The 24520-nt window shown below is 58.8% G+C and carries 25 protein-coding genes, 1 tRNA gene and 3 pseudogenes; 16 read left to right on the top strand and 13 right to left on the bottom strand.

The window, feature by feature from the left end:
* The first annotated feature begins 8 nt into the window (after positions 1-8).
* The 3 genes from AB7245_RS13325 to AB7245_RS13315 all read left to right on the top strand — a co-directional run bounded on the left by AB7245_RS13325 (position 9) and on the right by AB7245_RS13315 (position 1849).
* Positions 9-419: a nuclear transport factor 2 family protein gene (locus AB7245_RS13325; protein WP_439034326.1), complete on the top strand. Its 411-nt coding sequence runs from the start codon at positions 9-11 to the stop codon at positions 417-419.
* A gap of 68 nt (positions 420-487) precedes the next feature.
* The gene (locus AB7245_RS13320) at positions 488-1081 is read left to right on the top strand and encodes a malonic semialdehyde reductase (RefSeq protein ID WP_354134947.1); all 594 of its coding nucleotides are present in this window, start codon (positions 488-490) and stop codon (positions 1079-1081) included.
* 135 nt (positions 1082-1216) lie between these two features.
* On the top strand, positions 1217-1849 hold the full coding sequence (locus AB7245_RS13315; RefSeq protein WP_439034325.1) for a class I SAM-dependent methyltransferase: 633 nt from the start codon (positions 1217-1219) through the stop codon (positions 1847-1849).
* Positions 1850-2179: 330 nt separating this feature from the next.
* Here the strand turns inward: AB7245_RS13315 and AB7245_RS13310 are convergent.
* Positions 2180-2253, bottom strand: a tRNA-Gly gene (locus AB7245_RS13310).
* 14 nt (positions 2254-2267) lie between these two features.
* Here AB7245_RS13310 and AB7245_RS13305 point away from each other — a divergent pair.
* Complete coding sequence (locus tag AB7245_RS13305; protein ID WP_354134945.1) at positions 2268-2474, top strand: hypothetical protein; 207 nt, start codon at positions 2268-2270, stop codon at positions 2472-2474.
* A 477-nt stretch (positions 2475-2951) separates the two neighbouring features.
* Here AB7245_RS13305 and AB7245_RS13300 read toward each other — a convergent pair whose 3' ends face one another.
* Positions 2952-3077 carry a hypothetical protein gene (locus tag AB7245_RS13300; RefSeq protein ID WP_354134944.1) on the bottom strand — a complete coding sequence of 42 codons (126 nt, stop codon included), beginning with the start codon at positions 3075-3077 and terminating at the stop codon, positions 2952-2954.
* 354 nt (positions 3078-3431) lie between these two features.
* Positions 3432-3674 (bottom strand): DUF6894 family protein, encoded by a 243-nt coding sequence (locus AB7245_RS13295; RefSeq protein WP_354133834.1) that lies wholly within the window; start codon positions 3672-3674, stop codon positions 3432-3434.
* Positions 3675-4209: 535 nt separating this feature from the next.
* Here AB7245_RS13295 and AB7245_RS13290 point away from each other — a divergent pair.
* Positions 4210-4572, top strand: coding sequence for a hypothetical protein (locus AB7245_RS13290; RefSeq protein WP_354134942.1), 363 nt, complete (start codon positions 4210-4212; stop codon positions 4570-4572).
* On the top strand, positions 4572-4802 hold the full coding sequence (locus AB7245_RS13285) for a hypothetical protein (protein WP_354134941.1): 231 nt from the start codon (positions 4572-4574) through the stop codon (positions 4800-4802). Before AB7245_RS13290 ends, AB7245_RS13285 begins: the two co-directional genes overlap by 1 nt.
* A 16-nt stretch (positions 4803-4818) precedes the next feature.
* Here the strand turns inward: AB7245_RS13285 and AB7245_RS13280 are convergent, their stop codons facing one another.
* The 5 genes from AB7245_RS13280 to AB7245_RS13260 all read right to left on the bottom strand — a co-directional run bounded on the left by AB7245_RS13280 (position 4819) and on the right by AB7245_RS13260 (position 10395).
* Positions 4819-5199: a hypothetical protein gene (locus tag AB7245_RS13280; RefSeq protein WP_439034324.1), complete on the bottom strand. Its 381-nt coding sequence runs from the start codon at positions 5197-5199 to the stop codon at positions 4819-4821.
* A gap of 1272 nt (positions 5200-6471) precedes the next feature.
* Complete coding sequence (locus tag AB7245_RS13275) at positions 6472-6648, bottom strand: hypothetical protein (protein ID WP_439034323.1); 177 nt, start codon at positions 6646-6648, stop codon at positions 6472-6474.
* 1337 nt (positions 6649-7985) lie between these two features.
* Entirely contained in the window at positions 7986-8153 is a 168-nt protein-coding gene (locus AB7245_RS13270) for a hypothetical protein (RefSeq protein ID WP_354134932.1), read from the bottom strand.
* A 327-nt stretch (positions 8154-8480) separates the two neighbouring features.
* On the bottom strand, positions 8481-8807 hold the full coding sequence (locus tag AB7245_RS13265; protein ID WP_439034322.1) for a nuclear transport factor 2 family protein: 327 nt from the start codon (positions 8805-8807) through the stop codon (positions 8481-8483).
* 1201 nt (positions 8808-10008) lie between these two features.
* A complete protein-coding gene (locus AB7245_RS13260; protein WP_354134934.1) occupies positions 10009-10395 on the bottom strand; it encodes a DUF1236 domain-containing protein in 387 nt (128 codons plus the stop codon).
* Between the two features lie 165 nt (positions 10396-10560).
* On the opposite strand from AB7245_RS13260, the gene AB7245_RS13255 reads away from it, so the two are divergent.
* From AB7245_RS13255 to ligD, 3 genes and pseudogenes are all read left to right on the top strand, one after another.
* Complete coding sequence (locus AB7245_RS13255) at positions 10561-11055, top strand: hypothetical protein (RefSeq protein WP_439034321.1); 495 nt, start codon at positions 10561-10563, stop codon at positions 11053-11055.
* A gap of 103 nt (positions 11056-11158) precedes the next feature.
* Positions 11159-11506 (top strand): hypothetical protein, encoded by a 348-nt coding sequence (locus AB7245_RS13250; protein ID WP_439034320.1) that lies wholly within the window; start codon positions 11159-11161, stop codon positions 11504-11506.
* 36 nt (positions 11507-11542) lie between these two features.
* Positions 11543-12470 (top strand): annotated as a pseudogene (ligD, locus tag AB7245_RS13245) (non-homologous end-joining DNA ligase).
* 723 nt (positions 12471-13193) lie between these two features.
* Here ligD and AB7245_RS13240 read toward each other — a convergent pair.
* Positions 13194-13496 (bottom strand): hypothetical protein, encoded by a 303-nt coding sequence (locus AB7245_RS13240; RefSeq protein ID WP_439034319.1) that lies wholly within the window; start codon positions 13494-13496, stop codon positions 13194-13196.
* A 1746-nt stretch (positions 13497-15242) separates the two neighbouring features.
* On the opposite strand from AB7245_RS13240, the gene AB7245_RS13235 reads away from it, so the two are divergent.
* A complete protein-coding gene (locus tag AB7245_RS13235) occupies positions 15243-15572 on the top strand; it encodes a hypothetical protein (RefSeq protein ID WP_162479078.1) in 330 nt (109 codons plus the stop codon).
* 103 nt (positions 15573-15675) lie between these two features.
* Positions 15676-15898 (top strand): annotated as a pseudogene (locus AB7245_RS13230) (hypothetical protein).
* A gap of 254 nt (positions 15899-16152) precedes the next feature.
* Here AB7245_RS13230 and AB7245_RS13225 read toward each other — a convergent pair.
* A complete protein-coding gene (locus AB7245_RS13225; RefSeq protein WP_354134936.1) occupies positions 16153-16383 on the bottom strand; it encodes a DUF6894 family protein in 231 nt (76 codons plus the stop codon).
* A gap of 293 nt (positions 16384-16676) precedes the next feature.
* On the opposite strand from AB7245_RS13225, the gene AB7245_RS13220 reads away from it, so the two are divergent.
* From AB7245_RS13220 to AB7245_RS13210, 3 genes are all read left to right on the top strand, one after another.
* Positions 16677-16967 carry a LuxR C-terminal-related transcriptional regulator gene (locus AB7245_RS13220; RefSeq protein WP_354131014.1) on the top strand — a complete coding sequence of 97 codons (291 nt, stop codon included), beginning with the start codon at positions 16677-16679 and terminating at the stop codon, positions 16965-16967.
* 102 nt (positions 16968-17069) lie between these two features.
* Positions 17070-17447, top strand: coding sequence for a hypothetical protein (locus AB7245_RS13215; protein WP_162479076.1), 378 nt, complete (start codon positions 17070-17072; stop codon positions 17445-17447).
* Positions 17448-17826: 379 nt separating this feature from the next.
* Complete coding sequence (locus tag AB7245_RS13210) at positions 17827-18120, top strand: hypothetical protein (protein ID WP_354134937.1); 294 nt, start codon at positions 17827-17829, stop codon at positions 18118-18120.
* Positions 18121-18194: 74 nt separating this feature from the next.
* Here AB7245_RS13210 and AB7245_RS13205 read toward each other — a convergent pair whose 3' ends face one another.
* Positions 18195-19175, bottom strand: coding sequence for a tripartite tricarboxylate transporter substrate binding protein (locus AB7245_RS13205; protein WP_162479074.1), 981 nt, complete (start codon positions 19173-19175; stop codon positions 18195-18197).
* 453 nt (positions 19176-19628) lie between these two features.
* Positions 19629-20015, bottom strand: coding sequence for an AMP-binding enzyme (locus tag AB7245_RS13200; protein WP_162479073.1), 387 nt, complete (start codon positions 20013-20015; stop codon positions 19629-19631).
* Between the two features lie 403 nt (positions 20016-20418).
* On the opposite strand from AB7245_RS13200, the gene AB7245_RS13195 reads away from it, so the two are divergent.
* Positions 20419-21735: a glycosyltransferase gene (locus AB7245_RS13195; RefSeq protein WP_162479072.1), complete on the top strand. Its 1317-nt coding sequence runs from the start codon at positions 20419-20421 to the stop codon at positions 21733-21735.
* Positions 21736-22187: 452 nt separating this feature from the next.
* Here the strand turns inward: AB7245_RS13195 and AB7245_RS13190 are convergent, their stop codons facing one another.
* The gene (locus AB7245_RS13190; RefSeq protein WP_439034318.1) at positions 22188-23861 is read right to left on the bottom strand and encodes an ATP-binding protein; all 1674 of its coding nucleotides are present in this window, start codon (positions 23859-23861) and stop codon (positions 22188-22190) included.
* 155 nt (positions 23862-24016) lie between these two features.
* On the opposite strand from AB7245_RS13190, the pseudogene AB7245_RS13185 reads away from it, so the two are divergent.
* A pseudogene (locus AB7245_RS13185) lies at positions 24017-24517 on the top strand (winged helix-turn-helix domain-containing protein); the annotation flags it as partial.
* Positions 24518-24520 lie beyond the last annotated feature (3 nt).

Below are 24520 nucleotides of genomic sequence, written 5' to 3'. Positions count from 1 at the left end.
GAGATACGATGAGCACCGAAGAGAATGTCAAGCTTGTGAAGAATTTCTTTGCCGCCATGGGCAGCAACAACGCGCGCGATCTGCTGGCGTTGGCTGCAGAAGATATCGAGTGGATCATTCCGGGCGAATGCTGGCCGCTTGCAGGCACGCACCGCGGGCACGCGGAGTTGGCGGCTGTTCTCAAGAAGGCGTCCGAAGAGGTGGAAACGCAATACCCGAAGCCCCCCGAATTCGTAGCGCAGGGAGACAGGGTTATGGTCGTCGGCGTTGCTACGGGAAAAATCAAAGCCACAAACAGGCCGTTCAAGGACGAGTGGGTCATCGACATTACCGTTCGAGACGGCAAAGTCGTCCACATCCGGGAATACGTCGACACGCAAGCATTGGCGCGGGCCTCGCAGATCGACGCAAGGACCTAGTCAAGTTCGACGGGTGAATTGCGATCGCATCTCCTGATTTATGCCGCTTATACGAATGGACCCTATCTATGAATTCCGCTCTAAACGATCAGTCGCTTGATCAGATCTTCCGCTCCGCTCGCACCCCCAACGGATGGGCAGATCGTCCAGTAGGGGACGATCTGGTACGCGAGATTTATGACCTACTGAAATGGGGCCCGACCTCTGCGAACAGTAGCCCCGCGCGGTTTGTCTGGGTGCGTAGCCCAGATGGAAAGGCAACGCTCGCCGGGCTCGCTGCGGAACCGAATAAGCCGAAGATTCTGAAGGCTTCTGTCACGGTCATTATCGGCCACGATTTGGATTTCGCCGGCGAGCTGCCAAAGCTTTTGCCTCACGCTGCCGAGGTCATGCAGAAATACTTTGCGGCACCAGACGTGGCCGAGGTGACGGCAATGCGAAACGGAACGCTGCAGGCCGCTTACCTCATCGTCGCTGCGCGGGCGTTGGGACTGGACTGCGGACCCATGTCCGGCTTCGACAACGCCGGCGTGGATGAGGCGTTCTTCTCAGGCACGCGGATTCGGTCGAACTTCATTTGCAGCATTGGCCACGGCGATCCAGCTTCCGTGTTTCCGCGCAATCCTCGCCTTAGTTTTGAGGAGGCCGGCCGCTGGGCCTAAGTCCAGGCTTCGGAGCGAACAGTCAAAGCGCTGGCCGTCTGTGGCCATCGGTTCGGGGTCGGCGGTGAATGAGCCGTAGATCGCCGCCTCGCAGGCCGCGCGCTCGTCGAATTCCCAACCGCAATGGAGATCCCGATGTACGACCAATCCAAGCTATCCGAGTTGATCCGGTTCGCACGTTTAGACGCGGGCGCCACCGTCATCGACGTTTACCCAGGCGACGGCGACTGGACCCGTCTCTTCTCCGACGTCGTGGGACCCGAAGGACGGGTCTACAGCTTCGTGCCGGCCGAAGTCGCCCACTTCAAGAACGATCCGGTCGGCCGCATGCGAACGCTTGCGAAGGAGCCGGGCCGAGAGAACGTCGAAGCCGTCTCGGCGGACCTAGTCGCGATGCCGGAGGCCACGCAACCAGCCGATGTCCTGTGGCTGCATCTGTTCTACCACGATCTCCACACTGCGCTGATCCAGGCCAGGGGTGCGACAGCGGCCCAATTCAATCGATCTGCCTACGAGCGGCTGAAGCCCGGTGGGTCCTACGTCATCGTAGACCACGCCGCCGCCGTCGGGGCGGGCACGAGCGACGCCCAGTCGCTGCATCGGATTGATCCTGCATCCGTTCGCGAGGAGGTGGAGGCGGCCGGCTTCGTACTGGACGCGGAAAGCACCATGCTCGCGAACAAGGGCGATCCGCACTCGATCAAGGTGTTCGATCCCTCGATCAAGGGCGAGACCGATCGCTTCGCCTATCGGTTCGTGAAGCCCTGACAGGTCCCCGCGCCAACTTTATGTCGACCTCGAAGTGCAGATCACCGCCGCAGAGCCGGCGACTGATCGTCTGACCACTTCACTTCGCAGACCTGTCCTATTTCCACGCCATCGTCGCCGATTTCCGCACGCGCATTCGGCACCGCTTTTCCAAGCCAAGATATTCGGCTTTGATGAGCCCGCACTTCAGTCGGTCCAGAGCCGTGCGGGGAACAGGACGACTATCAAAAAACACGCGAAACAGTCGATCGGAAAGCGAGCATCAGAACGTGTAAAGCAGCCCGTTTGTTAGAACAAAATCCGACCCGCTCGCTAAGTCTATGAAAAGGCTGGAGCGGGTGAAGGGAATCGAACCCTCGTATTCAGCTTGGAAGGCTGACGCTCTACCGTTGAACTACGCCCGCGAGGATGATGTATGATGAGCATGATGGAATACGTTCGCCGCACCGACGAGACGATCGTCGAGGGCAAGATTGACGTCTATTTCCAGGACGCCGAACTCTTCGGCGAGCTCGTTGACCGCGCGGAATACCAGCGCCGGCTCGCCGTCGAACTGGCTCCTCGGACCGACACCGCGGTCGGCCGCTTCATAAACAGTCGTGGGCAAGGAGCGAAAGTGACGTGAAGCTGTTCGGCCAAAATAACCACGTAGTCGCCAACACCGGTCCCCTTGCTCGGGCCGCGCGATCGGCTGGCATCGAGGTGGATGACATTTCCTTCCCGTAGGTGGCGGCGCCCGCCCGGCCAATTGGCCGAACCTTTGTCTACGGCTCTGTGGCCTTCGTGCGGGCGTTGCGAAATGTCGCCGGCTGGGGTGAGCAAATAGCTTGGACGAAAGATGCCCTCTGCGCCGCGAAATGGCGAGACGCATATGCCGAGCGCTATATCGGGTCCGGTGGTAGGGCATTGCCTACCTCAGATGTTGCAGGGGCTTTGCCGGCAGCCGTGCGCCCGCTCTATGGCGACAAGGCATTCCCTGGTGGAATCTATAGCCCTACAACGTGGGTTGATCCAGCGGCGCCCGGAGAGGCTTGGGTTGCGCCTATCGTGCCGATTGAACGAGAGGTGAGAGTTTGGTTTGTGGGCGGGAAACCGAGGGGCCTTACAGGCGTGGTGCTAGGTAGTCGAGAAACTGGAAAAAGCCGTAGAGGGCGAGCGCGGTCACAGCCGCGAAAGCAACAATCATCGTCGCCCATTCGCGTTTGGAAAATAGATCGAAGTCGAACATAAAGAGCCCCGCTAGGAATCCAGCGCCGAATGTGAAGCCGTCCTACTGACTGCCTTGCTCTTCCGGTGGAGACGATGAATGAGGGGCCTTCGCGTCCGTCGCCTGTGCGATCAGGACTGCAATTCCGTCCAGCGTTTGTCGGTCGTTGATTCCGAGCGACAGGCGCCGATACCGGGCGATCTTGTCCTCGTACTGAATGCACTTCTCACACATGGCTTCCGCTCGGCATAGAGGGCGGGAGTATGGAGCACTCTCAGTTACCGATAGGCGCCTCGGACGGGCGGTGATTTTGAGACCATAGACCCGAACTTGGGTTCCCGACAGAAGGAACACAGCCCGCCAACGGAGGCGGCCTCAATGCCTGCGCCGTTCGACCTCGAATGTAAATTTGAGCTGGAGCACCGGACCGCCGTCGTCCCGGACTTCAATCGACATCTGGTGGCTGCCGTCCCCTGGGGTCCGGACGGCATCTCGGGCCATATCGGCAAGCGAGCGCGCCGCCTCTTCCTGCACCTTCTCTATGGTTGAGAGTTCCAGACCTTCCTCATCCGAGAAAATCTCGTCACCCTCTCTGATGTCAAAATAGTACCGTCTCATCAGACCAGAACGACGCCAACCTCAAATTGTTTCTTTCGTAAAACAGGCCACACCCAAATCAAACTAGGCGACTGATGCCGGAAGCAGGCCGGTACCCTACCTCTGCTCATTCCTCGCGAGAGAAGCCAGTCTATCCAGTTGGCCAGCCAAACCCACATAAGTTCGGGCGATGTTTTTCAGGACATCGGCTCGATCTTTGGAAATGCCGCTCGCGCCAGAAAGTCTCTTGTAGAGATCAGCATGTTTTCGGCACTCAGCAATGTTGATCACTGGCTCTGCCTTCTGTTGGCCGTGCGGGTCACGGGAGCGCCTTCCCCGCTGGCTTGCCTTCTACCATGTTAGGCCCCGTTAAAATCAGTCTTGTGACACCGGTTAAATACGGAAGCGCCCCTTCAGTTTGGAAAAGGAACCACAAGGGCGGCTGATGTTTGAGTCGTCGCTGGCTCGCCGCCAGAGCTGGCGGAGCGGCCTCGGCCTACCCCTTGACCCCTGCAGCCGGGGCCGTCTCTCCTCCTTTGTCGTATCGGAGTCGCGTATGCGTTCCTCGCCCTCGATCGTGCCGGCCGACCGCCCCGACCGCGATATCTATCTGGTGCTTGAAGACTTCGGCGCGCGTGCCGGTTGCGCCTGGCGCGAGACGGATGAGGCTGACACCGACCTCGAGACGGTCCTGCAAAATCTCCTGTCTGGCCAGTACGCCTATCCAGTGCGAATTGTATCCTTCAATCCCGTCGAGGGATGGTCGCGGGATGTGACCTCCGACGTCGCCGACGCACTGGCCCAGCGCGCAGCCGACACCGACGCCGAGATCGCGTCTGCACTGCAAGCCTTCATCACGGCCAACGCCACAAGGCGCTTCGACATGCAGCTAGCGCTGCCCTTGCGCGGGATCGCCTAATGCCCAGCGAGGAAAAGGCCGCCGGTGGAATGACCACGACCTGCACCAACTGCGACAACCTCGGCTGGGTTTGCGAGAACCACCCGGACCGCCCTTGGGATGGACCACGCGCCTGCGCCTGTGGCGGCGCTGGCGCGCCCTGCTCGGCCTGCAACGCTACTGCAGGTGAAGTGCCGCGCATGCCGGAAGGCTTTCGGGTGGAGGTCGACAAGGACGGCTGGCGGCACTGAGAGGCCGCCCGCGCGGCTAGGCTCTCCTCGTTTTTCTCGTCGCGGTCTTCTTCTTGAGAATGCCGATATCGGTGTTGCCCAAATTCTTTATGGCGCGTTCGGCGGCGGGCGTATCCACCGCGTTGTCGTGGGAAGTTGGAGCCGGACTAACAGAGGAAGCATCCACGTCGCCGGTCGCCGCGTGGCTGAGCGCGTTGCCCACGTTGGGACTGGAGGAGCCCGCAGTGCCGCTTATGGTATGCCCGGTCGATAGGGTGCCGCCAGCATAACCTTTGGAGCCGGTGGCCGCAGTTCCACTCGTTGCCGAGCCGCTACTGCTCGATCCACCCGTACTCTGGGCCAATGCGAGCGACGAGCCGCCAACGAGTAAGATCAAGATAACGGCGATGTGGTTCACAGAGCGGTCCTCTACTTGAATAACCGCTCAATGAGTTGCACCTCCGAAAGTTCCTAGGGGTCCACCACTCTCCAGGCCACCCACGTTGATGGTGGATCACTCGCCGAAATCTTGGTGCGCCGGAGTGCCACGAGGTGGCTTCGCTTGTATGGAAATGCGGGATCTTCCAGAGGAGCCTGGACCGCGCTACACGGCCCGCGAATACTCTCGGAAGAACATCGAAGCTATGGTTGATGACGCGCTAGGCCCGCTCTCCTCCATCCCACGTCGCCGCAAAAATCGGCGTGCATCCACTGCATCGCTGAGGTTTTTGGAATCGGGGGACTTCCGCCGAGCCAGGAACATCGTGGCTTTTGCCAAGTTTTCCCGATGCCCTCAACTCGTGAGGGCATACTTGGAGGCCCCGGCTCATGCCCCATTTGGGCCGGGGCCTTTTTGACGAGACCTGTTGACCAACCTGTTGGCCTAGCCGCAATGCCCCTCGATCCAGCGGCTGGCCCGTTCTCTGACTGACCGCCCTCCCGCCGCCGCGCCGACAATCCGCATGAGGAGACTTGGCACATCTATTCCGGCGAGGTCCGCGTCGGGACCATCGGCGTGCGCGCCGGCGTGCCTGTGCATGCCGAACACCACCACACCCTAACTGGGAGAAGCCCGAAAGCGGAGGCATTGTGCTCGCTAGTGATCAAGTACAGTCGCCTCATAATCGTGATAGCCATTCAGATCGCAACAATCTAAGCTAGAAGTTGCAAGCGACAAAGTCACTGAGTCAACGCGCGACGCGCGCGGTTTATGAGCCGAGCCGACCAACGCACCTCGTTGGTTGATACGCAATTCGCTGCATCACGGTTGAAGAACGGAATAACGTCGCTGTTGGCCCCTCGCCGGTATCATAGCGAGACGTGGGTGACACCCTGAGGATGTAAGCTATTCCAGTACTAACAGGAACAGGAAACACGAGGCAATACATTGGAAGTACCCAAGCGGAGCCGTAGAGTTGTAAAAGCAAGAGTTGTAAAACCTGGACTCGATCAGAATATGCGCACGATCGCTGAACACGACGCGGTATGGCGGGACCAGCTCGCCGAACTAAATGAACGGCACGTTGTTGAGTGCGGGATGAGCGAGCTCCTTGACCCAGCGGAGAAGTTGCGCAGGAAGTGGAATTAGCAGGCTAGTGGCCGATACCCACCTCCAGAACTTCTAAGCGACCGCGTCGAGCAGGCGATGCGCAACGAATGGTAGTTAGCGCGCACGCCTCGGTCGAGCTGTCTAGCCCGCCTGTTTAGACTTCATCGCCAGCTCAACCTCATCAGCAAGCCTACTTAGATGTATGTGCAGCCTATCGTAAAGGTCGCGTTTGATCCGGTCCGTCGCGAGATCCCGGATCAGGGCGGCTTCGGCTGCGTCACGCCGAAGCTTTTCAATTGAAGCCTGAAAATCCTTCATTTCGGCAAGCCGGGAGATCGCGCCCAATCATCCAGATGGATCGCAATGTCGGCTTGCCGCGCCTTTACGGAAAGGGCTTCTCGCTCGGGACCTCGCGGAAGCTGGGTGACCTGCTGTTCAAGACGCTCGGACCAAGCCGCCAGCCGGTCCTTAAGCGCTAACTGATGTCTGAAACGTCGCCGCTGAAACATGGCGTGCTCCCTTGTTGGATTGGGCGGGAGCGCAGAGAGGCGATCTCATCACCGATAGAAGCCACGGATCGGGCGGTGACAGGAGTTAACGCTGTGAGGCGGGGCAGTTCTTATAATTCGTCGCTGCGTCGCAGCACTAAATTTAGCTATGTGCTCGCCTGCGGGAACGTGCTGTGCGCGACGGGTTGCTCGAAATAGGCCAGCACGAAATTCAAATTAGAACTGAGGCGGCAACCACGGGGCCGCAAAAAAAGCTCCGGCTCCAGCCTTGGCAGAAGCTGGAGCCGTGCTGTCACGTAGCTTCCGACCTCCGGGGTAAAGGCCAGAAGCGACTCGAAAATGCTCCATGCCTGAGAAGGTTCCTGAACCGGTTCTCAGCCGCTCGTTAAGTAAACACGAGCAGTCTCGGTTTCGGGACGGGGCCGTGTTGGGAGAACGCGCGCTCTTGTGCTTGGGGTGAAGGCCCGCCAGCTCAGCCAGCCCCAGGCGGGCCTTCCCTCATCCCGGGTTAAGCAAGCGGCCCACTTGTGAAATAGATCATCTTGCAGGCCGAAAACGCCGGGGCTGGCTCCATACTCCACTTAGATCTTTTAGATCTTTTATCCGGCATTTTTTGACACGGCGCGGGCCGCAGCGAGAAAATCGCCGCCTTCGTTTCTTTGGGATCGCCAGCGGTGAGTCAGAGGCCTCTTATTGGCATCCCGCAAACTGAACCATCCTAGGTCTCGTGCGTAAAATGTGTATCCGAGGTTTTTGTTAGTCCCACCTCGGGGCTGGAAATGAACACCGCCGCCGGGACAATGTATTAGAGCCCGGCGGCGTATTTACGGCTCCCACTAGAGTGAGGCACTGATGTCTGACGACGACCCACTCAAGCAGGAAACGGACGCTCTTCAGCAGATGATAGAGGATGAGCGTAAACTTTTGGCTGCCTTCGAAGAGCTCGTTACGGGCAAGGTTGCGCGAGGCGTGCCCAGAGAGCGCACCTCCGCCCTAGTTACAGAGATAATCCCCGACGTTCGGGAGACCCAAGCTCGAAATCGACGCCCCACGTTTAGGGTTCGTCTAAGGCGTCCGACGATCCCTAGCTGATTGCCCGCCATGGTGAGCGTCGCCGTGCGCGCCATCGCCCTCGCGGTCCGTTTCCTATTTGATGCAGCGTTCGAGCATCGCGTCACGCCGGGCAACCGCCTTGCCAACCTCGCGCAGCGTGAACGCGAAGCCGACCAACGCCGCCAGATTGATAATCAAGATGGCGAGCAGGAACGGTGTTGCCCGCATGGTTTCGACAACCTGCTTGGCGATGTCGCGCATGGTCTAAGTGTATTGCCCGCCCGCGCTGGTGCTGCCTGCGATGCCTGGTGCGCGACAGCGAGGCCGTGCGGCTTGTCGGCCAGAGCCTTGGCTGCTTCCGTTCATGCGGCAGGCCGCGTCGAACAGATCCGGGCCGATCGCGCCTGGCTCGAATGGCGCGACGAAGATGCCGGCGGGGGTGGGGGCAATGTGCCGAAAGCGGACGCATTGTGCTCTCTTTGAGTTTTGTCGAGTTTAAGCCATAGCCGACGTGGTGAGAGCGTAGCCGACGTCCTGACTACTCGCAGCGGACCTTAGTCGTCGCCGGCTCAACGTCCGATATGCATTTTAGTTTGAAGGACCGCAGGTAAGTGACGCGATCTGCCCGGATGCATTGAAAGTTAATAAGGCGCTCACGACACCCTCGCGTGTGGCATACGAGATTACTGTTCCATCCCCTGATAGCTGCAGGTTGTCTAGATGGGACGCGGGACGCTTCCTAAGGCGGTCATCCCAGTAAGCACGCAAGCTGTCTGTGCTGGTGATAATTTTTATGCCTTCGCAGCTGCAGTGAACCACCGCGTCTTCGGCATACATTGCCAAGATAGTTTCAATGTCTCCAGCGCGGTAGGCATCAAGCCAGGCAACGGCAGCGGCCATCGGGTCAAAGGACATATTCCTACCTCCCTGCCGTGTTCTCGTTCGTCGCAGCGAGTAGGGAGAAATTGCCAGTTGTTCCCAGGATTGTCACCTCCTCTTAGTTGGTCGAGGATAAAAGGCAGGGTCGGTTCGGTCTGGCCAATGCTTCTGCAAGAGCAAGAAAGCCGACGGGTCGCCTTCGAGCATCCGCGGCCGGTGGGTCATAGACCGCTACTAGCGGCGCAAGCCTTCCAAGGACCACGGCAGATGAAGCTACGCCTAATGACCTGAAACGGACGTTATATGGAGCTGTGATCACGCGTGACAAAGTTGCAGGCGCTGATCGTTCATCAACATGAACTGTTCACTTGTGAATTGCCACTTTTGCCCTGCATCTTGCGGGGCCGTTTTTTCTTGGGTGAATTAACAAAGGTTGATTGACGAAACCGGCTAACTGCACCAACCTGATCGTGTCGGGTGGGCTCTCCAAAGCTTCCTGACGCGCTCGAAATGGAACAGCTACTTTCAAAAGCCCCGCTTAAGCGGGGCTTTTTTTTGCGCTCTGCGCTCCTCTTCGAGCACCAGATAGTGGCCGTCTCTCCCCCGTTATTGTATCGGAGCAGCGTATGCGTTCCTCGCCCTCGATCGGATGTCGCGATCGAGGCGGTCGGCCGGCACGGACATGCAGTTGGCCCAGCCCTTGCGCGGGATCGCCTGACGCGCAACGCAGGTGAGCGAAAACAATCGAGTCAATGGCCCGGCGCTGACTGGGCTGTTGACGGTCGACGCTTTGGCAGCCCGTGGTATCGCAAAGAGATGCCGAGCTGATGCGCTTTGACAGCCACCGACGAGACGCCTCGGTTCAATTCAGCGGCTATCTCGTCGCGGCGGTGATTCCCGGCCATCGCCTTGAGCTTCTCAAGGTCATCTGAGGTCCACGGGCGAACAGAATTGGCCATTACCGATCCTCCGAAGCGAAATTTGGCCCGATACACAATTTCCGCCGGGACCAAAAGTTTCATTGGGACGCGCCCGCAGACCGTGCGCAAACGGCTGCCACCTCGTCAGCCTAGACACGAGAAAACCCGCCACAGTTGCCTGGCGGGTTTCTCGGAACGCCTGATCTCCCAACTAGGCGCCGGCGGTTTCGCGCCAGTTCGGCTCTGACAAACTAAAGGCCGCGCGGAGCGTCACTCCGCGGGGCCCCGCCTCTTAAAAACCTACACGCTTTGACCGATTAGTCGATGATTTTGACGACGCGGCGCGTGCGCGGTTCGACGATGACGCGGCGATCATTCACCACCGCGTAGCGATACTCGGTGTAGTTCGGCACCGGGCGCAAGACCACGGTCGGGGGCAAGGGCTCGCCGACGACGACGCGCTCGTGGATCACGACGGAGTCGTCGCGCGGGATTCCGCCGAGCACGGCATTCGGAATTTCGAGGCCGGCGCCAACGGCCGCACCGACGGTGCCGCCGACCATCGCGCCGACCGGGCCACCGATGTCGCCGCCCGCACGCGCGCCGTCCCTGGCGCCCTGTTCGGTCGTCGACTGGGCAAAGGCTACACTCGACGCCGCCAGCAGCGACACAGCAGCCAATGAAATCGCAAGACGGGTTTTCATGTCCACTCTCTCCAGTGGTTGTTGATGCGCCGTCAACCGCTGGGCCAGAGCATTGTTCCGGTTCCTCCGTGATGAAAGGCGCGCTGGAGAATGTTACTGCGTAACAGTTCAGGCCGCGGCGGCGCAGCGTTGCTGTCAGGCATACGTTGCTAAGACGGGTACCTCTTGATTGGAAAGCCGCAGTTTCATGGGCCCGACGAAGGAGGCTTTCGCAATTATTGCAATCTCTTGCTCAACGAATTCGAAATCCGCGTTTTCTTGAACGACGCGGAGCAGATCGAATACACTGCGGCAAATCCTGAAGAAGGGTGGGTTCGGGTGATTCCTTCCGGCAACTCGCTGTCCGCTCGTAGTACTCTGAAGGGCTTTGTAGAGATCAGGATTAACGTCCAAATCTTGGCGCACGTGAAGAGCCACCTATCTCTTCTTTGCCTGCTTCTTTATGGCAACTTTCTTCTCAAGCCGCACGCCCTTGAATTTCTTTGCGGCCTTCTTGCCCTTCGAGGGCTTCTTGACGCCCATGAATTCGCCGGACGCCTTGTCGCGCTTGGTGAAGCGGAAGCCCCGCCCAATGTCGTCTTCGTCTGCGAACGCTTCTTGACCGCACCTTTGCGAGCATTGTCCCCCACGGGCTTATTGACCGCCATGTTTCCTCCCTGAGGCAACTTAGACTTGGGAATCCTGTCTTGCAGTGCCTTTTCTAACTTCAGGAACGAATCGGTCCGCGTCAAATTGAATCCGGGTTCAGTTGCGTGAGTTGCTTATGCGTCAGTTCCGATGGCTTTTGTCGATCGCCCCGAACAGCGACGAGACCGTCTACTTGGTTGCGGACAACTCCGGCCGCAATGGTAGCGCTTGGTGCGAAGCAGACTTGGAGGCCGCGGTGGAGACCGTCATCCAGGATCTGCTTGCCGGAGAATATCGCAAGCCGATCCGGATTGTCGCCTTCAACCCAGCAGAGCGGTGGTCGGAAGATGTTTCCGGGGCCATCGCCCGCGAGATCCAGCGTCGTTGCAATCTGCAACTGAGCGACGTGCCGTCGTACCTGTGGGAGTTTGTGGATCGCTACTCACCACAAGACCTGCAGCAATTAAGTCTTCGCCTGGTATAGCGATGGCCTTCCAGCGGAAAAAGCCTGAGTATAGCGATGGCCTTCCAGCGGAAAAAGCCTGAAGCGCTGGGCGTCAAGGCACCCTTTCCCGGCTTCATTGAGCCCGCGCTCGCATCCTCAATCGATCGCGTCCCATCCGGCGAGCGATGGATCCATGAAATCAAGTTCGACGGCTATCGTGTCCAGGTGCATCTCGCCAACGAAGCGGCCAGGGTATTCACCCGCCGCGGTCACGACTGGACCAATCGTTTCCAGAAGGTCGCCAACGACGCTTGGCACCTCAAGGCCAGTGGCGCTATCATCGACGGCGAAATCGTGGTGCCCGCCGACGACGGCACGACCGATTACGCGGTGCTCATCAAGGAGCTGCGGGGCAACTCGAACAAGATCGTGCTCGTCGCATTCGACCTGCTCTACCTCAACGGCCGCGATCTACGGAAAGTCCCCCTGCTCCAGCGCAAGGCCGCGCTGAAGAAGATCATCGCCGGCAGCGACGTCCAATTTAGCGATAGCTTCGAGATCGACGGCCGCGAGATGTTCACGCACGCCTGCAAGGTGGGGCTCGAAGGCGTGGTCTCGAAAGTGCGTGACAGCATCTACACGAGCGGCCGGGGCAACAACTGGGTCAAGAAGACCTGCGCCCAACGCGAGACGCTGACGATCGCCGGCTTCGCGCTCGATGATGGCAAATGGGACGGCATTTATCTCGCTCGGCGCAAGGGCGACGACCTGATCTATGCCGGCAAGGTCGATCACGGCTTCGACAAGACATCGGACATCGGCCGCCGAGCTGCGTAAGAAGCTTCAACCGCTTGTCCGGAAGACACGGCCCTACGCCAAGCGGATCGCGCACAGGGGCATCTGGGTCGAGCCGACGCTCCTTGCTGAGATCGAGTACCGCGCCAAGCCTGCCGAGGGAAAGGTGGGGCTTTCTTTCTTCAAGGGGCCGCGCGAGGGCCACTAGAGCTTGGTACGCCCGCCCCGGAGCAGAGCTATACCTCGCCATGATTGCACTGCCAGCGGCCCGGAAATTGCTGAAGACACGGGCTTCCTCGCCAGCTGCCGGGCCCTTAGCCAACCCTGGTGCGGTTCCTACGATGTTCGTAGACTTTCTCCGTGATGCCTCGATAGCCCGGCCAGCTGGCCCATCGTCTGCTGCATCGGCGATCAGGTCGGGCGAATTGATCTTACCGCCGCGGCCGCGGCTTGCCTCCCTCACCTCGATGAGGCGCCCCTGGCGTTGCTGCAGGACAAACGTCTCGTTCAGGCTCCTGTTGGATGGCTAGGGTTGCAACAGTGCGAGAAGGCGAAGTCGGTCTTCCTTACGAAGGCCTGGTTGGCACGCATGGTTTTCAGCTCGCCCTCGACTTGACTCTTGTCCTGCTCCTGCCGCTTCGAGGTAATCACCAGTGCCTCCTGCTCTGCAAGCTGTCGCTCAGCTTCAACTGCCTCGCGCTCTGGTCGCTTCAACTCATCAACAAGCGGGTCTCTATATACGCTGCCGGGGCGCGCTCCGTAATTTGTGCCGCACGATCACCGCCCGCATCAAGCTGCGTTCCTTAACCGGCCTGGGAGCGGGGTCGCGTTCCTATCGCTAGGAGCACGGCGGTCTTCGAGCGGAGCGTTCGCTGCCCGCCTCCACCCGCGTCCAGACTAGATCAGCTCGAAGCGCTCGCTACATCGCGCTTTAGTGCAGCAAATCGCTGGCCGCCACACGGTTGATCATGGCGAGGCGCTGCTCGGCGCTTGCAGTGAAATCTATGCCAGCCACCAGATCGAGCAGACGCTGATAGGCATGGTCGGCGACCGCGACCGGTAATGGCGCTTCGTCGAATGTATCGACATAGTTGTCGACGACCGAATTCAGCAGCCGACACAGGCCCTGCTGGTCAGGCTCGTCCTTGCAGGCTTCGTAGAGTTTTTGCTGGAATTCGCGGAAGGTATGCAACCCGTGGTGCTGCTGCGAGAGCCACGCATGCAATGCATTCATGATAGCCTCTTCGAATAGGGAGAAGAAGCTATCGACTTATACAGGCCGGAAAGAGCATCGACAAATGTGGTTTTCGCAAATCCATAATGCGCAATATGCAGCCGCTCGAACGAACTACGGTGCCGGGAAAGGATGGCAACTCAGCGCCATTGCTGCATTCGACTCTCGTCTAAGGAGGTGAATTGACGGCGTGATGTAACAACGCCCGTCCCGAACTGGTGATTCGATACCATCGATGACTGCTGCCCCTGATCCTTCCGAGACCGCTATGCAGTATCTGACATGGGCCATTGAGCACATCGAGAAAGCCGGTAACCAGGTGGCTGTGCGCCACGCTCGCAATGCTCTGGACGCGCGCCGGAGCAGCGGATCACCCCACATCAAAGACGAGCCCGAACCAACGAATTGAAACGCAAAACGCATTGCGTCATCGCACCAGCATCGGGCACGCCTCTGCACCCTACCGTGCAAATAATGCCACGGAACCTCAACGCCTCAGGAAGAAACATCAGCTTGATCGCCAAGACGGTCGTAAGCGCGCCAAGGGCGATGACAGCGATTTTAAATGAAGATTACGCCCTCACCCACATAGCGCCCTCGGCTACTCGCCCTCGCAGACCGAAAAACCCGGTGGCTCTGGAGGAGACCACCGGGCCGACCCGCCGTCCATTCCAATGGCTGTAGGCTGAACAAATGGCGCTGACGCGTCTGTGCGAATCCCGACAGATCGCCTCGGTTTGTTCGGACCTGTGGCTCGCAGGCCACGCCGCGAAGCGGCGACCGGCTCGTCTAGGAACGTTGGGCTTGTTGCCCCATTGAACCAGCGAAAGGGAGGGGCACCATGGTCCGTGACCTTTTGATCCTCGCCGCCGTTTCGATGGTGTTGAGCGTATTTGTCTTGAGCGTATTTGGAAATTCGCCACCGCGACCCCGGCACCCGCGTGTTGGCGCAACACTCTCCTTGAATGCCGCTCCGCAGCCGGCGCCTGAGTTCAGTCCGTATATGAGGACAGAGCGCTGATAGGTCTGCCCTGTCCCCACTTCAACACCGGGAGGCCGATCCTAAATCGCCGTCGCGCGCTCTCGTGAGCCCAGCACGTTGCGCACAGGGTCAGCGGAGGATGGCTGTCGGGGTAGGTCCTGACCTCGCCTGCGGAGTAGCGGCACTTGTCACTGTCGCACTTGGGATTGTTGTTCGGATTGTTCACCTTGGCCTCGGTCAGTCGCGATCTGCCCAGTGTGAGGGAAGTTTGTGACGCGTGCATGCGCGGGTGACCGGCAACGGCTCACAGCGCGCTGTTGCCGGACAGTGCGCTGTGAGGCCGGTCACGACGAGCCACCACTTGTGGGGGCTCGGGAAAACCCGGCAACCGGCCGGTCGTTCCTAAGAGAGGGGCCACTCCCCGACGAGGCGCTCGGCCCGCTGCGTCAGCTTCGCGCAGGTGCGGCGCGCTCGAAAAGCTCTGCGCTCACGTCATGGCTTCGACGGCCACCGCCGCCGGCCTTGCCTAAGGCAACCCTGCGGCTCTAGGGGCGGGCGTCCCGTAGTAGCACGTCCGCCCCGACCCATTTGAAACCAGAACCCGGCGCAATCCGTTAGGGTCGCGCCTCCACGGCCGCCTTACCCCCAGCTTCCGGCGCCGTTGAGGGGACGGGTGCGCTCAAGGGCGTGCCTGTCTTATCAATCTGGTTTCGCTCTACGCGCCCGGTCCCGAAGGCCCACTCAAATGAAACGGAGGCGACCATATGGAGAATCCCGATCTCACAGCGTGGGTCGATGGCTGGATGGAGAAAGTGAAGCAAGGCGCTGGAGTCCATCGCCAGCAAGGACTGTCGCCGGAGGGCGCCAAAGCGCGCGACTATGCCCCCGCTGACGTCAAGATCCTCACCATCGCCCACGTCCCGGAATCCCTGCAACAGGCGTGGCTGCAACATCTGCGCGACTTCGACGTCGCGCATCCCGGCTGCCATTTTGAGGTGATGGTGGATGCGCCCGAGATGCCGCTGTCCGACATCATCAATATGCTGGCGATCAATCCGGGGCTGACCTTCACCAACCTGCTCGAGCGCAAATGAGCTGGCCCGACCGGCGGTGTAAATCTATACGCGCATCATCGTTTCCTTGGGGGAATGAGACGATCTAACCCCAGCGCCCACTAAGCGTCTTTCGATTAGGCCAATGACAATGATTGTGGCCAGCGCCCTGTTGGGTGTAGCAGGTATCACTCAGTCCAGAACCGGCTGAGGCGGTTGTGTACTGCACGTATGTTGGCTATCCGCCGAGTTGCGTCGCACGCGCCGGTGTTGTCCTTAGGCCTCGTCCGGTGGCACGCGCTGCGGTTCGCCATAACGCCGGTGGCAATTTAAATGGGGGTGTCAATTGCTTTGGCGTGCGGCGCTAGAACTTGGCCCGCCAAGACACCTTCGCGGTGCGAGCTGTCCGACGCAGGCAAGCTGTTTGCCTAATGAGGCTGAGGGTGTAATGCAGGTCGGCATTGAGCCAGAGTGGTGGCTGCCTCGGAGCAATGGTGGTGTCGGTGATGTTTCTGGGATCACTCATCATCATCGCGCTGTAGTTCTTTTACTAGACACCATCGCGAAGGTTCGGCCGCCCTCAACATCGACAGCACGATGAAGCCGCCAACTGAGCCAAGGCTTACGTTCGCTTTTCAGCATTAATACGCAGGACATAAAGCGTGTTTCGGGACACATCCACGACTTCCATCCGCCATTCGCGGTCGGGCGTTAACTTCCCATGGAGGCCTTGGAGTATCTGCCCAGCCGTTACCGTGGCTTCCTTCCAAGCGGCGTGCTCGTCAGGTAGCTCATAGCCTTCGCGGTCGAGTTCGCGGCGTTTGTGGATGACGTGGAAGAAATAGCGCGGCATGGTCTGTCCTGCCCACAACGAACTCGCGGCGAACTGGCATCTAGGACGTTGATTTGGATCAACCATCCCGCGAATAAGCGGGACGCCCAGGGTGCACAAGTGAACAGATGGAACAGGCGGTGGTGGGACATGCTCACTTCGGTGCACTGGGCTTATCTCGGCGCGCTCGCGGCCCCGGCGTCTCGGCATCCTGTCCCAGCCTCCCAGACGCTTGGGGCCGTCGCTAGTGATCATGTACGTGCCGCGAAACGGCGCTACAAAATGCGCGAGGTTGTCGGCGGTGGGGACACACGATGCGAGACTTGCTTAGTCCGCGTGAGAAGCGATTCTTGAGGCGCTTGGCTGCCGGAAAGACAGACAAGGAGATTGCGAGGAGGCTCGGCGGCAGCGCCAAGAAGTCGCACAGCAGAGAGCCCGGTTGCTTGCGCGACTGCAGATCAATTCGCCCGTCGAGATCGCCGACGCAGCAGAGCGATAGGCGGCCTGGCCGCGCCATCGAGGCATCCTGTAGAAATCTCGCAGGCGAAACCAAGCGCACGTCTCTTGTCGGAACAGTCGGCGCACACCACGGTACATTGACCTAAGGATCAAAGATCATCTGCGCCGCTGCCACTGGTCCAGGGTTAACGAATGGTTAAGCTGGATCTGGGAGGTTGCAATGGGGGTGACCTAAAACGAGGTCCACCATGTTGAGGCTGAAGAAAGCTGCCCCGGTATCCCGCGATCTGAACATCGGCCAGATCGACACCGCCGAGTTGCTGCTGCACCGCGTGTACGCCTTTGGAGCCGCCGAGGGACATGCCCCCTGCGAGTCAGTGGGGCAAGACGCTGCGGGCTGGGAACGGGCCGAAATGGCTCTGCTACAGGCGGAGATCGACACCCAACGCCAAATTATCAAGCTGCTCCGCAACGAACTGTCAGACGTGAAGAAGGACCGGGACGTTTGGCGCAGTCGGGCTCACAGGCTGTGTCGACCGGTTTCGACTGACCTCACAGCCACTCCGCGCCCCGGATCGTTTGCGGCATCTCTCCAGCAACGTCGAATACATTTCCGGCAGCATTGACTCAAACAGTTGCCGCAAGGACCGCACCTCGCCGCCACCGGCTGCCAAGATAGACCTGCACGATGTCGGCCAGATTGCGCAACTACACTCCTCCAAGCCACCTACTTGGTCCCAATAAGGCTCTTTGCGCGCCGCTTCGCCTGCTCCAGCGCACTTTCGCATAAATAGCGGTATTTTCTTCCGAGTGTGCCGACTCACCTTTCGACAGCGCATCGTACCCTGTGCCAGGTGTCCCTGTCCTCCTTTGGCAGAGCCTACGACGCTGCACTCTTGTCCTTATTCCTCGCGTGCTCGGCCATGATCAGCTTCCCGCGAAGGTCATCTATCTCCCGCTGCGCTTGCTTCTGTTCTTCCGTCAGCAATTCCACCACGCCTCCTCGTGCTCGAATTCGCGACGAAGTTTGTTTCTGTTGAGATTGTTAGCCATGGTTATCCTTTCTGCTGCAGGAGTGAGCCGCCGGACGTCGCCAACCACCTGATGGACGGGCAGTACAGCAGCCCGATCCGCATCGTCAGCTTCAACACCAGCGAGGGCTGGTCGCGCGATGCATCGGAGGACATTGCCGAGGAGCTGCAGCGGCGCTGCGCTGAGTGCGGTGAGGTCCCGCCGAGCCTCGACGGCTTCCTCAAAGCCCACGGGCGCGGCGTCGATATCCAGCTCATGCTCCTCTAGCATCGCGCTCGCCACCGACTCTTATGATGCGGGGAACAAGCTCGGACATTAATTGGAAAGAAAAAGCCCTTGGCTCAATCCACCACCAATTGAAGTTGTTTGGTCAAGGTGCCGAACGTCTCAAGCTCCTTCTTGATCTGAGCGGCCATTTCGACAGAGGAATTTCCGACCGGTTCGGCCCCGAGTTCTTGCATGCGTGCTCTCGCCTCCGGCGAGTTGACGATCTCGACCACCTGATGATTCAGTTTCTCGACGATGGAGGGGGCCGTATCTGCGGGCGCCAATAAGCCGAACCAAGTCCCGACATCAAATCCAGGAATAGGACCCTCGGCGAGCGTTGGCACGTCGGGAAGTGCCGACGAACGCCGCGCCGTCGTGACAGCGAGCGCCCGCGTCATGCCGTCCCTGACCTGTGGTAAACCGGACGTGACGGTATCGAACATAACCTGCACCTGCCCCCCCATCAAATCGGCCAGTGCGGGCGCGCTTCCGCGATAGGGTACGTGAACGATATCCGTCCCAGTCTTCAACTTGAACATTTCGCCGATGAGGTGATGCGCGGTGCCGGCGCCAGCAGTGCCGTAGTTCAAGCTGCCGGGCTTCTGTTTTGCCAGAGTGATGAATTCTTCGATGGTCCTCGCCGGCACCTTGGCGTTGACGACCACCATGTTGGGCACAAGAGCAATGACCGTTACCGGCGAGAAGTCGCGCCCGAAGTCATAAGGCACTCTGGAGTAAGCACTTTGCGCGATGCTGTGATGGGTGGCGCCCATCAACAATGTGTAGCCATCGGGTGGTGATTTCGCGACCATATCAGCGCCGATCGTTGCACCAGCTCCAGCACGGTTCTCGATGATAACGGGCTGCCCCCACTTGGCGGTCAGCGCCTGCCCGACGATTCGGGCAAGGACGTCTGTCGTCCCTCCAGCGGCGAACGGAACGATGATCTTGATCGGTCGATTGGGATAGCTTGCGGTATCTTCCTGTGCAGTGGCGACAGTTGCGCCAACGACTACAGCGACGGCTGCTGCAAGGATCATCCTCAGAGCGCGCATTGTTTCCTCTCCTTTTTTTGTTTCCTTTAGCCGATACTTGAAGCCCGGCGTTGAGCCGAGCTCCAAGGTCGTCAGCAGCCGGCCGACTTCAGGTTAAGAGACTTCATAATCTGTTAAGAAGGACGGACAGCCAATTCTAGTCCCACCCGCTAGGCCAAAAATCTCAAAGCCTGCGGGCATGATAGAAAAAATTGGGATAAATTCCCAAGATTAGCTATCAAATGACTGATACATTCCAATTCCTGACCGTAGTCAAGTGACCGATTTAGGAGTGAGGCGGACATTCGGGCTTGGGTGACTTGATGCGTCCTCCGAGACGATTATCGCTGCTGCTTCTGTACGTTGATCCCAATGTACTAAATGTCGAGCCAAAGCGGAGATAAGCGCCCAACTCCATCGCCGAGCAGTCGAATGAGCAAAAGTGTATGATTGCTGTGTCCATAGGACCGTGACTTACTTCTCGTTTGCATGGATAGGAATTCCAAGAACCGCTTGTGCGATAGCCTCACGGTCGATGTTCCCGAACGGGTCACGGGGCACCGCGTCAACGACCGTCAATAGATCGGGAAGGTTGTGCTCGGGCAGATGCATCCCGGCCGTTGCCAGGATCTTATCGATTATAGCGTCGTCACCTTCGCTCTTTAGCTGAACAACGGCCGCAACGCGCTGACCCAGCATAGGATCGGGCACACCAAATGCCGCAGCATCCAACACCATCGGGTGCGCAATCAAGGCTCTTTCGACCTCGGTCAGTAAGATATGCGCCCCGGCGCGAACGATGACATCAGGCGCACGATTAGCCAGTGGCGCAACGTTCTTGAATTCTATCAACCACGCCATCTAGCCTCCTTCTCGGCTTAGGTCATCCGATCTTCCAGAGAGACAGAGAGAGAGATCGAAATCTCTCTGTCGACCGGCCTTCTAGGTCCATTTTCTTCGAAGCCCCGTGAAGTTCTTGCAAGATCGTAATTCATGACTGCACTTGGGTCATTGCACGGCAGCAATCAAATGCCCGGCCGGCTAGATCGCTCACCGCTCGTAAGTCTCTAAGGCGATAAGTTTGATCGTTCATCAGCGCTACAGCACCGCTACATAAGTTCGCATTTTGATTGCGATCGTAGCAGACTCCCGCCGATCCGACATCGAATTGCAATCAATGCTCTAAAATCTTAGGGCGCAGCGATCTCGACTGCAGCGAACGGTATGTAGCCGCTTCTTAGATTCGGCTAGGAAAAGAGGATCCATGAAAATCGTCATCGCAACCACTCCGGCGCCAGGACATGTCAATCCAATGCTTGGGATTGCACGAGTTCTCTTGGCCGAAGGTCATGAAGTGTTTGCATTCACAGGGCGCGCCTTCGAGGAACGTATCGAAGCGATAGGAGCCACATTCCGGCCTATTCCCGCGAGCGCGGATCAGGACGTCGTCGACCCTTTCTCGAAGTATCCCGAGTTCAAGACTTTGCCTCCCGGGTTGGAGCTACTTCGCATCATTCTCGAGCGATTGTTCGTCGACCACATTCCAACGCAGCACCACGGATTGCAAGAGGTGCTACAGGAAGTCCCCGCCGACGTTGTCATCGGGGACGACTGCTTCCTCGGGCTACTGCCGATGCTCCTGCAGCCTAGATCGAGCCGGCCACCCGTCGCCTGCTTCGGCACCTCCATCCTGCATTGGCCACGGGAAGACGGAGCGCCCGACTTTCTAGGATTACCACCGGCATCCAGCCCGGCTGAACATGCCGCAACCATTCGGGACCACGACAGAATCGTTCATCAGCCCCTTGCACTGCGATTGAACCGAAGCCTCCAAGAGTTGGGACTGGGACCGCTTGCAAGTTCGCCATTCGAAGCGATGGTGAGGCTTTCCGATACATACTGGCAGCTGACAGTTCCCAGTTTCGAATTTCCGCGGGCATTACCGAAATCGGTGAAGTTCATCGGCACGCCGCCGATTATGCCGAACCAGGCATCGCTTCCGCCTTGGGCGGCAGACTTAGACGGCAAGCGCAAAGTTGTCCTCGTCACTCAAGGAACCGTCGCGAACCACGACTTCAACCTCCTGATTATGCCGACTCTGGCTGCCTTAGCTAACGAGCCTGACCTCCTCGTCGTCGTCACAGCAGGCGGGCGGTCAGCCGAGGATATCCCGGGCCCGATCCCGGCCAATGCACGCCTCGCCAATTATCTACCATTTGAATGGATCCTGCCCCGGGTCGACGTGCTTGTCACGAACGGTGGCTATGGCAGCGTCAATCAAGCGATGAGCTTCGGCGTTCCATTGGTCTGCGCCGGGCTGACCGAAGACAAGGCCGACGTCAACATGCGGGTCGGGTGGTCCGAGGTCGGAATTGATCTTAAGACAAACGCGCCGACACCCCAGGCCCTCCACGAGGCCGTGCGGGCTGTTCTCGATACGGACAGATTCCGCCGACGGGCCTTGCTGATGTCTGAAGAATTCCGCGTCATTGATACCCGGGCTGAAATTATCCGCGACATCGGGCGATTGCAGCCCAAATTGGCCAACCGAGAACACGCAGCCTCGATGGCGACAAATTGATTATCGCGCCAAGGCCATCCAAGGAGGCGGATCGCCAAACGATCGCAACCCGTGCCGTCACCGCATCGGGCGACACGGGTCAAGTTGCAGCAAGCGCATCTAGTGACTGAAAAGATTTCACTTCCGCCGGGCTTCCAAAACCGCACTCCATCCCGAACATCGCAACGAGCGACATTTGGAAACCGACGCAACGAATGCGTAGCCGCGCCGACCGGGTCGCGGCTGATTTCGGACCTCGCAACTTGGCACGAGACCAACAGCACCCCGACATACATGTACCATCGGCGACCGATCACAGATTTCTACCCAACCTATGCTTTTCGTTGTCTGATGCGCATATGCGGCTTGAGGCAGGCGGCTGGACGCGTCAGGTAACCCGGCGCGAACTGGGAGCCGCAACAGCGCTTGCCGGCGTGAACATTCCCCTGAAGGCCACCATTTCTATCTGTCGATCATTCAGCGGTTGCTCTGGAAGAAGACTCGAATGTCGCGGTCTGCGACCACACTGAACTCGTCGATTCGCCTTTCTTTGAGAACTGTGACAGCGCAGTCGCGATCTCCTCCACAACGATTGGCCACCTAACTACGTCCGCAATCCCAGCTGCCACGAGCGTCTCCGCCCCAATTTCCGAAGATCCCCTCGTCGCGAGGACAATAGGTATCGACGGAAGTGATCGGTGGAGATCCGTCGCCAATTCGAGCGATTTGGTAAGCGAACCGAGCTGCCCTAAAATCACAAAATCGAAGCGGCCGGGGCTCACCTCAACGGCCTCGCGAGCCGCTTCTGCTGTCATGTAACCAACGGCCTCGTAACCCAATGCGGCAAGTCTTTCTTCATCTCCGAGTAGCCGATCGCTATCGGTCGCGACCAGCATCACAACTTCCCCCGCTCCGAGCGGATGCGCTGCTAGGTCGGGTTCGGCAGGTTGGACTGCTGTGGCCAGCGGCAGCCATACATCGAACCGACTTCCCTCTCCTTGACGGCTCTGAACATTGATCCCTCCGCCATGGTCACGAACGATTTCGCGCGCCGTCGCTAGTCCTAACCCATTTCCTTCTGGTCGCGTCGTAAAGAAGGGTTCGAAAAGCCGGTCCAGAACAGCGGCCTCCATGCCTTTGCCTGTGTCGATCACGGAAATTCGGACGTACTGTCCGGACTCAATCTTGTCGTGACTAAGGGAAATCCCTTCCAACTCCTTGCAGAGCTCCATAACCACCTCAATCCGACCCGCATGTGCTATGGCATTCGCAGCATTATGACAAAGGTTCATGAGCACCTGTTGCAATTGCGCACCTTCTCCATCGACGGTCACACTATCCGGACAATCCCCGATCACTAGTTCAACTCGAGAAGGTAGCGAAACGCGCAGCAGCGCAATGGTCTCCTTGACCAGCTCAGCAATGCTGATCGGATTACAACGGATCTCGCGGCATCGACCGAAAGCCAAAATTTGGCTGATGAGATCACGCGCTCGCTCTGCGCTTCGCCGTATGCCGCCAACATGACTCTCAATGGCGGCGCCACGGGCCAACTCCTCCATCACCTCGGTGTGACCTAAGATTCCGCCCAGAATGTTGTTGAAGTTGTGTGCTATGCCGCTCGCAAAGGTCCCGATCACTTCCATTCGGGCGGATTGCTGCAGGCGCCTGCGGAGGCGAACGCGCTCCTCCTCGATAGACCGGCGGTTGGTGGCATGGATGAAGGTATCAAGCGCCATTCGCAGCAGGACGAGCTCGCCCACCTCGAAGAGATGGCAATCTTGGCCGATCACATCAACGCCTAGCGCTATCAGCCGTCCCTGACGATCAATGCTCATCGCACATGCCCATCCGCTGATCCCGACGCCATCTAGAGTGGACTTATTCAGCCCTGCCGGCAACCGACTGACGTGAGCCACGTGGACCGCGCCATCCTGTTCAGCTCCCATCTGCACCGCGAGATGCGCCGCTGTATCCGGCCAGCCGGCCGGAAAGTCTCGGCGGGGCCTTTGCCAAAGATATGAGTGCCTCGTTGAGCCAGATACAAGAAGGTATGCGCGATCACAACCGATACGCTCTGCAAACAAGGCAACGGCTCGTTCAATTTCGACATCAATGCGCTCTGGCATCGCGTTGATGAACTTCATTGAGATTTCTAAAAGCAGATGCTCTAGATCCGCCCGTCTCGTAAGAGCGTTAGTGCGCGACCTCAGCCGGATACCGAGATGGACGAGAAATGCTACCAATGACAACGACGCTATATACAGCAGGGTTCTATAGAGCCGCGCCTCTTTCCTAGAAGGTGCCAGTCATCATTACGACGGGTCATCGGCGGGACGAGATTGATCGGGTCGTCGGGTTAGAATTGGGGGCAGATGACTATCTGACGAAACCGTTCGGCTTGAGGGAGCTTCTGGCTCGTATCAAAGCGGTTCTTAGGCGTCGAGATGCCGGGGCCTCGTTTACAGAACGCGGGCCGGAGAGCGGTCTCTGGCGATTTGGACAATGGCAGATCGATCGCCGATCGCGTCGCCTGACCAACTCATGCGGCGAGCCGATCGCTCTCTCGAAAGGAGAGTACGCGCTACTTATGGCTTTTGTCGACGCTCCGCAAAGCCCGCTGTCTCGCGAATATCTCCTGCAGGCAACGCGGGTTCATGAGGACATCTTTGATCGAAGCATCGACGTTCAGGTGCTTCGGTTGCGTCGGAAGCTGGAATCCGACCCGAGCTCCCCATCAATTATCCGCACAGAGCGGGGTGTTGGTTATGTCTTTACGCTATCAGTAGAGCGCATTCGATGATGA

Source organism: Bradyrhizobium sp. 604_D8_N2_3, assembly GCF_051810765.1.
Classification (GTDB): domain Bacteria; phylum Pseudomonadota; class Alphaproteobacteria; order Rhizobiales; family Xanthobacteraceae; genus Bradyrhizobium; species Bradyrhizobium barranii.
Note: the sequence above shows the minus strand (reverse complement) of the source record. Positions and strands in the feature narration are given on the sequence as shown.

What these genes read in the sequence shown, in the direction of transcription:
- AB7245_RS13325 (WP_439034326.1), top strand. Translation starts at nt 9, where the DNA reads ATGAGCACCGAAGAGAATGTCAAGCTTGTGAAGAATTTCTTTGCCGCC.
- AB7245_RS13320 (WP_354134947.1), top strand. Translation starts at nt 488, where the DNA reads ATGAATTCCGCTCTAAACGATCAGTCGCTTGATCAGATCTTCCGCTCC.
- AB7245_RS13315 (WP_439034325.1), top strand. Translation starts at nt 1,217, where the DNA reads ATGTACGACCAATCCAAGCTATCCGAGTTGATCCGGTTCGCACGTTTA.
- AB7245_RS13305 (WP_354134945.1), top strand. Translation starts at nt 2,268, where the DNA reads ATGAGCATGATGGAATACGTTCGCCGCACCGACGAGACGATCGTCGAG.
- AB7245_RS13300 (WP_354134944.1), bottom strand. Translation starts at nt 3,077, where the DNA reads ATGTTCGACTTCGATCTATTTTCCAAACGCGAATGGGCGACGATGATT.
- AB7245_RS13295 (WP_354133834.1), bottom strand. Translation starts at nt 3,674, where the DNA reads ATGAGACGGTACTATTTTGACATCAGAGAGGGTGACGAGATTTTCTCG.
- AB7245_RS13290 (WP_354134942.1), top strand. Translation starts at nt 4,210, where the DNA reads ATGCGTTCCTCGCCCTCGATCGTGCCGGCCGACCGCCCCGACCGCGAT.
- AB7245_RS13285 (WP_354134941.1), top strand. Translation starts at nt 4,572, where the DNA reads ATGCCCAGCGAGGAAAAGGCCGCCGGTGGAATGACCACGACCTGCACC.
- AB7245_RS13275 (WP_439034323.1), bottom strand. Translation starts at nt 6,648, where the DNA reads ATGAAGGATTTTCAGGCTTCAATTGAAAAGCTTCGGCGTGACGCAGCC.
- AB7245_RS13270 (WP_354134932.1), bottom strand. Translation starts at nt 8,153, where the DNA reads ATGCGCGACATCGCCAAGCAGGTTGTCGAAACCATGCGGGCAACACCG.
- AB7245_RS13265 (WP_439034322.1), bottom strand. Translation starts at nt 8,807, where the DNA reads ATGTCCTTTGACCCGATGGCCGCTGCCGTTGCCTGGCTTGATGCCTAC.
- AB7245_RS13260 (WP_354134934.1), bottom strand. Translation starts at nt 10,395, where the DNA reads ATGAAAACCCGTCTTGCGATTTCATTGGCTGCTGTGTCGCTGCTGGCG.
- AB7245_RS13250 (WP_439034320.1), top strand. Translation starts at nt 11,159, where the DNA reads ATGCGTCAGTTCCGATGGCTTTTGTCGATCGCCCCGAACAGCGACGAG.
- AB7245_RS13240 (WP_439034319.1), bottom strand. Translation starts at nt 13,496, where the DNA reads ATGAATGCATTGCATGCGTGGCTCTCGCAGCAGCACCACGGGTTGCAT.
- AB7245_RS13235 (WP_162479078.1), top strand. Translation starts at nt 15,243, where the DNA reads ATGGAGAATCCCGATCTCACAGCGTGGGTCGATGGCTGGATGGAGAAA.
- AB7245_RS13225 (WP_354134936.1), bottom strand. Translation starts at nt 16,383, where the DNA reads ATGCCGCGCTATTTCTTCCACGTCATCCACAAACGCCGCGAACTCGAC.
- AB7245_RS13220 (WP_354131014.1), top strand. Translation starts at nt 16,677, where the DNA reads ATGCGAGACTTGCTTAGTCCGCGTGAGAAGCGATTCTTGAGGCGCTTG.
- AB7245_RS13215 (WP_162479076.1), top strand. Translation starts at nt 17,070, where the DNA reads ATGTTGAGGCTGAAGAAAGCTGCCCCGGTATCCCGCGATCTGAACATC.
- AB7245_RS13205 (WP_162479074.1), bottom strand. Translation starts at nt 19,175, where the DNA reads ATGCGCGCTCTGAGGATGATCCTTGCAGCAGCCGTCGCTGTAGTCGTT.
- AB7245_RS13200 (WP_162479073.1), bottom strand. Translation starts at nt 20,015, where the DNA reads ATGGCGTGGTTGATAGAATTCAAGAACGTTGCGCCACTGGCTAATCGT.
- AB7245_RS13195 (WP_162479072.1), top strand. Translation starts at nt 20,419, where the DNA reads ATGAAAATCGTCATCGCAACCACTCCGGCGCCAGGACATGTCAATCCA.
- AB7245_RS13190 (WP_439034318.1), bottom strand. Translation starts at nt 23,861, where the DNA reads ATGAAGTTCATCAACGCGATGCCAGAGCGCATTGATGTCGAAATTGAA.